Annotated in this window: 11 protein-coding genes; 5 read left to right on the forward strand and 6 right to left on the reverse strand. The window is 40.4% G+C overall.

The genetic code is table 11. The features are described from left to right. Positions 1 to 17 precede the first annotated feature (17 nt). Positions 18 to 3,338 (forward strand): type I restriction endonuclease subunit R, encoded by a 3,321-nt coding sequence (locus ACTXGL_RS13900; protein ID WP_443527283.1) that lies wholly within the window; start codon positions 18 to 20, stop codon positions 3,336 to 3,338. Positions 3,339 to 3,366: 28 nt separating this feature from the next. Continuing rightward, positions 3,367 to 4,191: a M48 family metallopeptidase gene (locus ACTXGL_RS13905; RefSeq protein WP_443527284.1), complete on the forward strand. Its 825-nt coding sequence runs from the start codon at positions 3,367 to 3,369 to the stop codon at positions 4,189 to 4,191. A gap of 118 nt (positions 4,192 to 4,309) precedes the next feature. Here the strand turns inward: ACTXGL_RS13905 and ACTXGL_RS13910 are convergent, their stop codons facing one another. Both ACTXGL_RS13910 and ACTXGL_RS13915 read right to left on the reverse strand, forming a co-directional pair. Then, the gene (locus tag ACTXGL_RS13910; protein ID WP_443527285.1) at positions 4,310 to 5,209 is read right to left on the reverse strand and encodes an SMP-30/gluconolactonase/LRE family protein; all 900 of its coding nucleotides are present in this window, start codon (positions 5,207 to 5,209) and stop codon (positions 4,310 to 4,312) included. A gap of 49 nt (positions 5,210 to 5,258) precedes the next feature. After that, complete coding sequence (locus tag ACTXGL_RS13915) at positions 5,259 to 6,422, reverse strand: iron-containing alcohol dehydrogenase (protein WP_443527286.1); 1,164 nt, start codon at positions 6,420 to 6,422, stop codon at positions 5,259 to 5,261. Positions 6,423 to 6,914: 492 nt separating this feature from the next. Here ACTXGL_RS13915 and ACTXGL_RS13920 point away from each other — a divergent pair, with 492 nt between their 5' ends. Continuing rightward, entirely contained in the window at positions 6,915 to 7,961 is a 1,047-nt protein-coding gene (locus ACTXGL_RS13920) for a TRAP transporter substrate-binding protein (RefSeq protein WP_443527287.1), read from the forward strand. Positions 7,962 to 8,066: 105 nt separating this feature from the next. On the opposite strand, the gene ACTXGL_RS13925 is transcribed toward ACTXGL_RS13920, so the two are convergent. The 4 genes from ACTXGL_RS13925 to ACTXGL_RS13940 are packed head-to-tail and all read right to left on the reverse strand — an operon-like array spanning position 8,067 to position 10,113. After that, on the reverse strand, positions 8,067 to 8,387 hold the full coding sequence (locus ACTXGL_RS13925) for a hypothetical protein (RefSeq protein ID WP_443527288.1): 321 nt from the start codon (positions 8,385 to 8,387) through the stop codon (positions 8,067 to 8,069). 10 nt (positions 8,388 to 8,397) lie between these two features. Next, on the reverse strand, positions 8,398 to 8,688 hold the full coding sequence (locus ACTXGL_RS13930; RefSeq protein ID WP_443527289.1) for a hypothetical protein: 291 nt from the start codon (positions 8,686 to 8,688) through the stop codon (positions 8,398 to 8,400). Beyond that, positions 8,675 to 9,886, reverse strand: a complete 1,212-nt coding sequence (locus tag ACTXGL_RS13935; protein WP_443527290.1) for an Arm DNA-binding domain-containing protein — start codon at positions 9,884 to 9,886, stop codon at positions 8,675 to 8,677. The genes ACTXGL_RS13930 and ACTXGL_RS13935 overlap by 14 nt, the downstream gene beginning before the upstream one ends. 11 nt (positions 9,887 to 9,897) lie before the next feature. Beyond that, a complete protein-coding gene (locus ACTXGL_RS13940; protein WP_045447035.1) occupies positions 9,898 to 10,113 on the reverse strand; it encodes a hypothetical protein in 216 nt (71 codons plus the stop codon). A 150-nt stretch (positions 10,114 to 10,263) separates the two neighbouring features. Here ACTXGL_RS13940 and ACTXGL_RS13945 point away from each other — a divergent pair, with 150 nt between their 5' ends. Beyond that, on the forward strand, positions 10,264 to 10,488 hold the full coding sequence (locus tag ACTXGL_RS13945; RefSeq protein ID WP_095570171.1) for a helix-turn-helix domain-containing protein: 225 nt from the start codon (positions 10,264 to 10,266) through the stop codon (positions 10,486 to 10,488). A 663-nt stretch (positions 10,489 to 11,151) separates the two neighbouring features. Beyond that, entirely contained in the window at positions 11,152 to 11,274 is a 123-nt protein-coding gene (locus tag ACTXGL_RS13950) for a helix-turn-helix domain-containing protein (RefSeq protein ID WP_443527299.1), read from the forward strand. The last annotated feature ends 206 nt before the right edge of the window (positions 11,275 to 11,480 follow it).

The following is an 11,480-nucleotide window of genomic DNA, read 5'->3' on the forward strand; positions in this document are numbered from 1 at the left end:
ATGATAAGAATACTAATATGACCAACCACAGCATCAATTTCGCTGAAGAATTCAGCTCAAAGATTCCTGCCTTAACCTTACTTACTACACTCGGCTATGAGTTTATTCCGCCAAGCCAATGCAACGCCATGCGTAGCAATAAGCTAATAGCTAATCAGGCTAACGCTAACAAAGCCACTAACCAAGTGGTGTTATTGCCTATCATGCGAGCGTTCTTAGCTAAGCAAACCTTTATGTTTGAAGGCACGCAGCATCATTTATCCGACAGTGCCATTGATAAGATCATGCATGAGCTAAACCCAGCTATGAACTTAGGCTTGCAGCTCGCCAATGAAAAGCTCTATAACGCCATGCTATATGGCGTGACCGTGACCGAATTTATCGATGGTAAAAAAACCTCGCAAACCATCAATCTGATAGATTGGAATCATATCGATAATAATAGCTTTCACTTTACCGAAGAGCTGGTAGTACAGAATGCTGAAGGGACAGGTAATATCATTCCTGATATCGTCTGCTTCGTAAATGGTCTACCGTTGGCAGTGATTGAAGCCAAACGTCCTGACTCGAGTAGAGAGTGGCAATCAACCAACACGCAAGCCGTCTCCCAGCATATTCGCAATCAAAAGCCAAAAGAAATCCCGCATCTGTTTGCCTACAGCCAGTTATTGCTCGCGGTCAATGGTAATGACGGTTTATACGGGACTTGCAAAACGCCTGAGAAGTTTTGGGCAAAATGGGTCGAAGAAGACATACAAGAGGCTGAGTTTAATCGTCTAAAAAACCAAAGGCTCAGTGATGAGCAGCTTAGTCGTCTATTTGATCATCGTCCTGCCTCTGCTAAAAAAGAATACTTATCACTGATTAATGCTGGTGATTTAGTGATCACCGATCAAGACCGCTTAATCATTAGCTTATTGCAACCTGAGCGTTTGCTTGAGATGACGCGCATGTTTACCTTGTTTGATAAAAAGGCGGGGAAAATTGTTGCCCGTTATCAGCAAGTATTTGGTATCAAAGCCTTGATTGAACGTATCAGTACCTTTGATGAAAGGGGTAGTCGTGAGGGCGGTGTGATTTGGCATACCACAGGTAGTGGTAAATCCTTTACGATGGTGTTTTTCTCTAAAGCACTTATTTGGTTAGAGGAGCTCGCTAAGTGTCGCATTATTGTCGTCACGGATCGTGTTGATCTTGAAACCCAGTTGAGCAATACCTTTAAGTCGGGTGGTGTAATAACTAGTAAACGTGATAGTCGTGACGCCATGGCAACTTCTGGTCGCCGTCTGGCGCAGCAAATCGGTCATGGTAACGAACGCGTTATTTTCTCCATTATTAATAAGTTTGGTTCAGCCGTTAAGTATGATGAATGTTATAACGACAGCCCAAACATCATCGTCATGGTCGATGAAGGTCACCGTAGCCAAAACGGTGAGAATAATATCCGTATGGCGCAAGCCCTGCCAAACGCTGCCTTTATTGCCTTTACGGGTACGCCACTGCTCAAGGATGACAAGACTGAGAATAAATTTGGTAGGATCATTCACTCTTATACCATGCAGCAAGCGGTCAAAGACAAAACGGTCACGCCACTCTTATACGAAGAGCGTATCCCTGAATTGAATACCAATGATCAAGCCATTGATGCATGGTTTGACCGTATCACCCAAAAGCTCACCGATGATCAAAAGACTGATCTCAAGCGTAAGTTCTCACAAAAAGGTCAAATCTATCAGGTTGAAGGTCGTATTGAGCTGATCGCTCATGACATCTCTGATCACTTCCAAAACTTTAAACAGCAGCACCTTAAAGGTCAACTGGCCTGTGACTCTAAAGCCTCAGCTATCCGCTATAAGATGGCCTTAGACAAGATTGGCAAAGTGACCTCAGTGGTTGCCATGTCGCCACCTGATACCCGTGAGGGGCATGACACTGTTGATGGTGAATCAAAAGACATCGTACAAAACTGGTGGCAAGATAATGTCGCCAATCAATATGGTGGTGATGAAAAAGCCTATACCAAAGCTATCATAGAAGCCTTTAGTCAGGATGATGGTCCTGACATTATGATTGTCGTTGATAAGCTACTAACGGGCTTTGATGAACCAAAAAATACCGTACTGTATATTGATAAGCCTTTAAAACAGCATAACCTGATTCAGGCGATTGCTCGCGTTAACCGCTTGCATGAGAAAAAGCGTTTTGGTTATCTGATTGATTATCGTGGCATCTTAAAAGAGCTGGATATCACCATTGAGAAATATCAAGACTTAGCAGAACGTACGCAAGGTGGCTTTGATATCGAAGATCTTAAGGGTCTGTATAACGCGATGGATACCGAGTATAAGCAGCTACCAAGACTGCATAGTGATTTATGGGCTATCTTCTCATCAGTGAAGAACAAACAGGATGGTCAAGCGTTAAGACAAGTACTTGCACCAAAAATGCAGGAAATAGAAGGTAGGGTAGTCGATACCAAGCTCAAAGAACGTGACGACTTTTATGCAGCTTTGACTACGTTTTCTAATGCTATGAAAATTGCGTTGCAATCAGCGTCTTTCTTTGAAGACAAATCATTCGATAGTAAACGTGATCGCTACAAAGCCGATCTAAAAGCCTTTATCAATCTACGTAAGCAAGTACGCGAAGATGCTGATGAAACCATTGATTACGATGAGTATGAAGCGGACATTCGTAGCTTACTTGATAAGCATATCGCAGGGCTTGAAGTTCGTGAGGCAAAAGGTGCTTACTTGGTTGGTAACTTAGGTAAGGATGTTAAGCCTGAAGAATTAAGCGATGATGAAGCGCGCAACCAAACCGATAAAATCACTGGTCGTGTCACCAAGATGATTGAACAAGATTTGGCTGATGACCCTTATGCCCAAGAGTATTTTTCTAAATTGCTCAAGCAAGCTATTGCGGATGCCAAGGCAATGTTCGATGCACCCGTGAAGCAGTACATGATGTTTGCTGATTTTGAGCAAGCTGTCAAAGACCGCGATGTCGCTGATGTACCGAATGCGTTTATCGATGATAGTGGTAAATTGAACAAACATGCTCAGGCGTACTTTGGTTTGTTTAAACACTTATTTGATATTGATTTCTTAGCGGATAAAGAGCTAGATAATGACAAGCTGGTCGCTTACGCCTTTGAGATTGATAGTATCGTTAAGACAGCAGTTGCTGAGTATTCTATTAACCCAGCAGAGATCGAAAATGCTATTAGTGTCAAATTGCTACCGATGTTATTTATGGATTTGGGTATCGACAAAGCGCAACAGCTCATCGAGGAAGTGCTAAAGATTACCCGTCTTGGACTTTCAAGAGACAAGTAGCCTAAGAGCAGCAAGAGGGTAGTAGGTAATGACTGAGAATGGCGTATTTTATTATGGTCAATATAAGATTGACTATGAAGTCGTGCGTAAAGAAGTAACTTATAAAGAGAAGATAAAGAAACCTGAAAGCGACAAGCTGATTGCTAAAAAGACCAAGCCTCGAAAAGTGGTTATCAAAGTACATCCTGATCAGCGTGTGGTTGCCACCGCACCTGTCGATGCCAGCGAAGAAATAATCCATGACGCTATAATGAAACGTGCTCGTTGGATATGGCAAAGTCTGCAAGACTTTACTAAGCAAAAAAACCATGTATTACCCAAACGATATGTTAGCGGTGAAACCCAGTTTTATCTGGGTCGTCGTTATGTGTTAAAAGTGATAACCGATGCAGAAGCTAACGATGGGATCAACAGTACTGTGAAGCTTAGTCGCGGTAAGCTGAATGTAGAATTATCTCAAAGTGATTCTGAGTTGGACGCTGAAAAACGAGCTGTCTTAGTTAAACGTCTTATTGATGAATGGTATAAAAATAAATTTAGGTCGATCTCTAGAGAGAGGCTTGAAGCCTTGATATATAAGGCTTCATGGGTTAAAAATAGTCCTTCAATAAAATTAATGACTATGAAAAAGCAGTGGGGAAGCTGCTCAACTAAAGGCAATTTAATACTCAATCCGCATTTAGCAAAAGCACCAAAGGAATGCATTGATTACGTGATACTGCATGAGCTGTGTCATATTGCAGAGCATAATCACAGTGAGCGTTTTTGGCGCTTATTAACGCAGGTGATGCCGAACTGGAAAGAGGTAAAAGCCAAACTTGATGGGATGGCTGAGCTTTATTTGAATGAGTAAATCATAATACCTTTATCGCAATTAACATAAAAACCACCTTCAAAAAGTAGCTAGCTATTAACTAAAACAACCCGCATCAGGCGGGTTGTTTTAAGTTCAGTTCTGAGAAGCTTTTTAATTATGGCGTACCTGCATGCCCTACTTCAACCTGTACAGCTAGCATACGTCCTTTGGTTTCTGCCTTACGAGAGGCCTCATCCCAGTCTGGTGCCGCGCACATAAATAGTGTCTTGCCATCTTGTCCGCCAAGTGCAACTGCAAAGATACCATCAGGTGCAGTATCGATAGTTTCTAAAATCTCACCACCCTCTGCTATACGTACAGCTCGCTGATTTAAAGTATCTGCGATCCACACGGCACCTTCTGCATCCAAGGCTAAACCATCCGGTAATATGCTGGCATTCTCTATACATAGACCAAGATTTGGCTCATCACCTAATTCTCCAAAATTAGCAAAGTCACGCTTTCCTCCAAGGCTACCATCTTCTTTGATATCAAATTGCGTGATTTTATTGCCAAACAGCTCGTTAACGATTAATGTTTTCTGATCCGCAGAGATAACCATGCCATTTGGAAATGCCAATCCTTCAGCGACAACCTGTGAGGTTCCATCAGGCTTGACCAATATAAGCCCTGTGTTTTCATGGTCAGCGCCACTCATCAAGTCAAAACCAAAGTTCCCTACATAAGCGTTGCCATTAGATGAAACAACCATGTCATTGGCATGACCACCGCAATGCTCCCAGATATCAGCGTGAACGACCAAGTTACCGTCATTTTCTAGTCGTAAGACTTTGCGGTCTTTCATCGATACAACCAGCAAACGCCCATCAGGCAACCATCCTAAACCGGAAGGTTGCTGTTCAACATGGATGATTTTCTCCGCTACTCCTTCGTCGTTAACTCGATAAACGCCTTGAGTATAGAAATCGACAAACCATAGCGCATTTTGATACCAGCGAGGCCCTTCTAAATAGTGAAAGCCATCAACGACAACTTCTAATTCATATTTCGACATAATCATCTTCCTTGATTGATAGACAAAATTATTTAAACAATATTTATTATCAGGCTATTTCTTCATATATTGCAGTGACTTCCTCTAAAGTCATATCTTTGGGATTGGTTGCGATTAGTCGTGCATAGGTATTGATAACTATGTCGGCTAGGGCAGGAATATCGTTCTTTGTAATATCCAATTCACTCAAACGGTATTTAAGACCACTGTTTTCCAAAAACATTTTTAGTTGACTAATAAATGAATTCGCTGCGTCTAAATCTGTCATTCCAGCTGTTTGAGTAGGCATGACAGCACGAGCAAGCTCTGCGTATAGAGGAGCAGCTTCTGATAAGTTAAATGTAAAAACACCGCACATGACGAGTGCATTAGCATGTCCATGTGGAATGTGGAAGTTAATACTAAGGGGATAGGAGAGTCCATGAACGGCGGCTACAGAGGCATTGACGAAGGCTATGCCTGCCAGTGTGGAACCTAACAGCATATCGGCACGAGCATCAATATTGTCACCTTGGTTTAATACTTTTCCAAAATTACTCCAAAGCATCTGTAAGCCTTTTAGTGCTAGCGCATCTGAAATAGGATTCTTTTTAGTGCGACTCGTGTAGGCTTCAATACAATGCACCATGGCATCAAGCGCGGTTGCTGCAGTGATATGACGAGGTAGTTTTAGTGTTAATGTTGCATCTAAAATGGCGACGTCAGGTAGGATTTTAGGAGTATAAATAGCCTTTTTACTGCCATCCTTTGCGGTAATCACGGAGACAAAAGTAGACTCTGCGCCCGTACCAGCAGTGGTCGGTATCGCAAACAGTGGTAGTTTTTTGAAACCGCTAATATCTTTATCCAAAATATCGTTAACGGACTGAAAGTCGTTTGGATATAAGGCGACAATCTTTGCTGTATCAATAGAGCTTCCACCACCTAAGCCAATGATCAAGTCACATTGATTGTCTCTTGCACGCTCAATAGCGCTTTCAACAATTTCAATGGGCGGGTCTGCAACGACACTATCGAACACAACGACATTAATACCGGCTTCCTGTAAGGATTGCTGGGCGATATCGACATAGCCTAGTTCGGAGATACCAGCATCTGTAATAATGATGGCTGATGTTGCAGAATATTGTTTCGCTAAGACCCCTAGCTTTTGGCGCATGCTGTCAGCTTCGCTGACAATATGACCGTTAGTATAAAATTCAATCCCTGTCATTCTGTTCTTCCTTGTATATATATACTCACTTGTTGAGATCAAACGATGCAAAAGTAAGAGTGCTTTTATATCGATTAGACTCTTATAAGGCGTCAATGCTTTTCAAGAGTATTAGGTAACTACTTATCTTATTAACATTTTTACTTTCAATACATTTTTACAAAATCATTGCGGACAGTGAGCTGCAAAAAAAACGTATTAAAAAATTCTAGGTACCAGAAAAGCAAGCAATATCTGAATTTCTTAGCATGCTTAACTAGCCGATGTTTGTAAGGTGTTACATTATCACAAACGTTAGAGAATAGTCATTAAATGATTTGACAGATATCATTTTAGTTGCTAATTTCAGATGAATGTTTAGGCGTACGTTAAGTATATATTGACCTAGTTATCTATAACTACTGCTAATGGCGTATTTAACTTACCTGTCAAATATTATACAAACATAAATTAAATTAATGAACTTATGACTACTATCAAAAGGAATTGATAATGAAATTAGCACCCATTTTTTCGATAAGTGTGCTAGCCGCGATGAGCCTTTTAGGTTGTTCAAACCAATCCAGTAATGGTACGACTTCCTCAGAAGAAGCCACTGTTTTACGTTTCTCACATTTCTATCCTGCAACATCTGATATTAATAAAGAGATTTTTGAACCTTGGGCAAAGAAAGTCGAAGCTGATTCGGGCGGGCGTCTTAAAGTTGAGGTATATCCTTCGGCCACTATCAGTAAAGCGGATACAGCTTATGAGTCTGCTGTAAAAGGAACCATTGATATTGGCTCACAAGTACAAGGTTATACAAGTGGTCGATTCCCACTATCTCAGATTGCAGAGCTTCCAGGGTTATCTAACTCATCAACACAAACAGGCTGTATGCTACAAACCTTATATGACAATGGTACGATTGCTAACGAGTATGAAGATTCACACTTGCTCTTTATGTTTGCCACAGGACCTGGAACCTTGCACAGTACTAACAAATTAATCAGAACTCCTGAGGATATGAGAGGTATGCGTATTCGTAGGCCCTCAGCAGTTGCAGGTGACATCATCGAGAGTATGGGAGCTTCTCCCGTTGGGCTACCTGCCAATGATATATATACTTCTTTACAGCGTGGTGTCGTTGATGGATTAAGCTTTCCATGGGAAGCCATGGAGACTTTTAAACTAAATGAGTTGACGAAGTATCATACCAATATGCCATTTTATAGTTCTGCTTTAATGGTAACTATGAATAAAGATAAGTATGAAGGTCTGCCAGAGGACTTGAAACAAGTTATTGATGACAATTCAGGTATGGCGCTTAGCAAAAAAGTAGGGGCTATGTGGGATAAGACTTATTCAACGCAGTTACAAGCAGCTATCGATCAAGGAGACGAAGTTGTCGATATCTTAGACCCACTCAATGACCCAGACTGGAAAGGCCCACTTGAAAAAGGTACAAAGAAATATCTTGATGATGTAGAGTCTTTAGGACTAGATGCTTACGGGGTCTATGATAAGGCTAAAGAAGCTAGTGTGGTCTGTAAAGTGTAATCTTATAAAATTTTTAGCTAAAATATGGCTGAACTGACTAAACTGAAAAAGCCCCAACTTTAAGCTGAGGCTTTTTTGTTTTTCTGATTCTAACTATTTTAAGGTTTACCTACCTAAGACAAGCTGTCCACCAGAAAAACCGATACACCCCTCACAAAACCAAGAGTTCAATCTCTTTGCATGAGGTATATCTGCTGGGACATCTAATTGATAGGGACGACCACAGTACTCACAGTGTACGTCATCTAAATAAACCTGACATTTTGCAAGTGTAGTAAATAATGCATCAATCTCCGTGTTGTGGTCACAACAAAGCAGTTCTAAATGCGCTATATAATCACTGGGCGACACATAGGACCAATACTCATGACACAAACGCTTCGCTGTATCATCAAAAGCTGAATCAAAGACGAAGTTCATGCTCATAACATTCTCCTTAGTATCCATAGCCAGTTTGAGGTAGTAGCTCGTAAAGCTCACTCTGTAGCTGACTACACATATCATCAACGACATAGTCAGGATTGGCCTCTAAGCGCATTTGAACCCATATGCGCAGCGCCGTATGATTATCAAAGCAACTATCAATACTTAGGAACCTAGCCAAACCAGTACCTGACTGAATACAGAGCTCACAAATGAGGTAGTTAGCAATATTATCTGCGCCATTACTGACATAGCCACTAGGTTTAAACGTCGCATGCAATTTATCGTAATCAATCATTTTCATTGTGAGGCCCCTTATCGGTAGATACCTGAGCAATCTGACTGCGATTGACCAATGCTTCAAATGCACTACCATCCTGCCGAGTCATATTCGGTACGTAACGGCTATATGTGTTGAATAGCATCTTAGTTGTAGAGTGTCCCATTTGACTGGCAATCCACTCAGGACTTTCGCCAGCAGCCAACCATAGCGTTGCTGCGGTATGACGAGTCTGATAAGCATTACGCTTTTTGAGACCCAAAATCTTAAGAGTAGGGTGCCAAACACGTTTATTCACGTTGTTGTAGTCAAGTGGCTCACCCGTATGCGCGCAAAATACATAGTCAGATCGCTTATAAGTGATGGTCTGCTGTTCCTTCAGAGCATCGTAGACCCAAGGTGACATTTGAATCGCACGGTAAGACTCTTGAGTCTTAGGAGGAACAATTTTGCCTTTGACATAAGCTTGTTTGATCACAATCTCACGTCGGTCAAAGTCAATGTTCTCCCAAGTCAATCCATCAATTTCACTCGTACGCATACCTGTGAAAAAACGTACCAGATAATAATTGCGATAGTCTGCTCTTACACCATTAATAAACGTCCAGACCTCACTTAGTGTGAATGGTTGAATATCTGTTTTGGGTTGTTTGAGCGCATTGATATCGTAGTAAGGATTATCAAATTTATAGCGTTTAGCCGCTTCTTTTAGTATCATACCCAAAGGTACCATTATCGAATTGATGCGTGCCGCTGACAGATGTTTGTTAGCTTTTCCGTACGTTACTTTGGCGAGCGATGAACGGAAGGCTAATACATCTGTCTTTTTTATGAGATGAATGGGCTTAGTCCCAAACTTAGCAATCAAGTACATATCAATAATCTCCTTTATTTTGCGCTTATAGGTATCGCGCCATTCAATTTCTTTTTCAGAGAACCATAATTCTGCAAACTGTTCAAAAGAGGGCGTATCGGTACTAATGCATTCCTTGCGATCGTTTAACGCTACCATCTGTGCCGCTTTGTCACTTTTTGGAAAGTACTTAGCGTAATTGAACAGTCCTAAGATGATTTCTGCTTTCATTTTCTCAGCCACTTTCTCAAGCTTCTTGCGATTCGCTGGTGTGTCTGTTAGGTTTGTCGTCTCCCGACAGCGTATACCCATATAATAAAAATCGACAAATAGCATATTGCTCCCTTTGCGCCTTCTGATACTAGCCATCCTATTTCTCCTTATTGTAGTGCCATGGCATTGATGCTACCGGCGATACCAGTGCGCATATCTTTTTCAATCTCTTCCCAAATGTACAAAATCTTACGACCACCGAACGGGCGTATATAATGAATACCCTCGATAAGCACACTATCCTTTAGCTCATTACGGATAGTACGAGGGTTATATTTGATGAGCTCAGAAAGCTCTTGGGTAGTTAGGTAGGTATGTGACATAATAAATTCCTTGTAAGCCAATTAAATAACTAGGTTGTTTTATCGAGATAACAAATAATTCTATAAAAGTAATTTGTTGTTCGATAGAAGTACTTTACTAGCTACCGTTAGTCGATGCAAGTACTTTTTTAGTCTATTAAGGAATTATTAATGATTTTATGTAATCTACCAGTGCTACTAGCTGAACGACGTATGAAGGTGGCAGATCTAATAAGAATGACAGGAATTAGCAAGTCGACAGTGCACAAGATCTATAACGAACAGACTTCAAGAATAGATTTTGACACTATGGATAAAATTTGTGAGGCACTAGATATTGAAGTAGGTGATTTATTTACTTATGTACCTAACGAGTCGCTAGATAAAGAGAAGTAAATTAATCTTGAGAGCGCTTTAGATGATTCAGGGTAGAGGTCAAAAGTGCTACTCTGGAAGGAATGCTAAATAGAGAGCAGGCACAACTTAGGCACAATTTGGGCACACACGTTTTTTGATGACATTTGCTGAAAGTGAGAAAAGAGGAAATTTGCATCGACGTATAGTTTCCTTTTCCGCTACAGCCCATATTTCACGGACAAAAAAAAGCCCCAATCTTAAGATTGGGGCTTTTCGAATCTGGTAGGCGTAATCGGATTCGAACCAACGACCTCTACCATGTCAAGGTAGGTCGACGAACTGGTCTTAAATGACCTAGTTCTATATTCATTGTTCTTAAAGGGCTAGAGCCTTATATGCGAAATTATATATCACTATGAAATAGATGTAAATTAATATTTAACTCGTAGTTGGGCACTGCCATTTGGCAGTGTTTTTGACGTCTACTCTGTCCATAATATCTTAGGTGATAGTTGGTTTTTAGCTATTTATAACGGTCAAACATCTTATTTTAAGGCAAAAATATTTTTTGCCAATCGTATACTATTGTCTAATTCATACTTATGTAACGCCGCTAAAAACCAAGTTAACCAGAGTAAATGCTGAGCTTGAACAATTGCGAGATCATGCTCAAGTACTACAAGAAAAACGTTTATTGCATGTATAGATCGTAGCTACATGGGAAATATTGAGCGTGGCGAAAGGAATATTACGCTGAAGAAGGTGTATGAGATATGTGATGCTTTGGATATCGAAATACAGGAGCTAACCAATAATATTGATTAATATTTATACAGTTATATATCCTTAAAGTCACTATCGAGAAATATTTAAATAAAAATTTACATTTCTGTGAACTATTGTTAATATTATTTGTTATATATTTCATGAAAAGTATTAAAATTCTAATTTTGAAATAGAACTTCATGATTGAATATCTCGTTATAACTCTTTTAATTAATAACCTTAATAAGAATGGAAGTAGCTAACCA

The organism is Psychrobacter sp. T6-6, assembly GCF_052258185.1.
Taxonomy (GTDB): domain Bacteria; phylum Pseudomonadota; class Gammaproteobacteria; order Pseudomonadales; family Moraxellaceae; genus Psychrobacter.

Excerpts from the sequence above, each read along its gene's own strand:
- ACTXGL_RS13900 (WP_443527283.1), top strand. The coding sequence starts at position 18 with ATGACCAACCACAGCATCAATTTCGCTGAAGAATTCAGCTCAAAGATT.
- ACTXGL_RS13905 (WP_443527284.1), top strand. The coding sequence starts at position 3,367 with ATGACTGAGAATGGCGTATTTTATTATGGTCAATATAAGATTGACTAT.
- ACTXGL_RS13910 (WP_443527285.1), bottom strand. The coding sequence starts at position 5,209 with ATGTCGAAATATGAATTAGAAGTTGTCGTTGATGGCTTTCACTATTTA.
- ACTXGL_RS13915 (WP_443527286.1), bottom strand. The coding sequence starts at position 6,422 with ATGACAGGGATTGAATTTTATACTAACGGTCATATTGTCAGCGAAGCT.
- ACTXGL_RS13920 (WP_443527287.1), top strand. The coding sequence starts at position 6,915 with ATGAAATTAGCACCCATTTTTTCGATAAGTGTGCTAGCCGCGATGAGC.
- ACTXGL_RS13925 (WP_443527288.1), bottom strand. The coding sequence starts at position 8,387 with ATGAGCATGAACTTCGTCTTTGATTCAGCTTTTGATGATACAGCGAAG.
- ACTXGL_RS13930 (WP_443527289.1), bottom strand. The coding sequence starts at position 8,688 with ATGAAAATGATTGATTACGATAAATTGCATGCGACGTTTAAACCTAGT.
- ACTXGL_RS13935 (WP_443527290.1), bottom strand. The coding sequence starts at position 9,886 with ATGGCTAGTATCAGAAGGCGCAAAGGGAGCAATATGCTATTTGTCGAT.
- ACTXGL_RS13940 (WP_045447035.1), bottom strand. The coding sequence starts at position 10,113 with ATGTCACATACCTACCTAACTACCCAAGAGCTTTCTGAGCTCATCAAA.
- ACTXGL_RS13945 (WP_095570171.1), top strand. The coding sequence starts at position 10,264 with ATGATTTTATGTAATCTACCAGTGCTACTAGCTGAACGACGTATGAAG.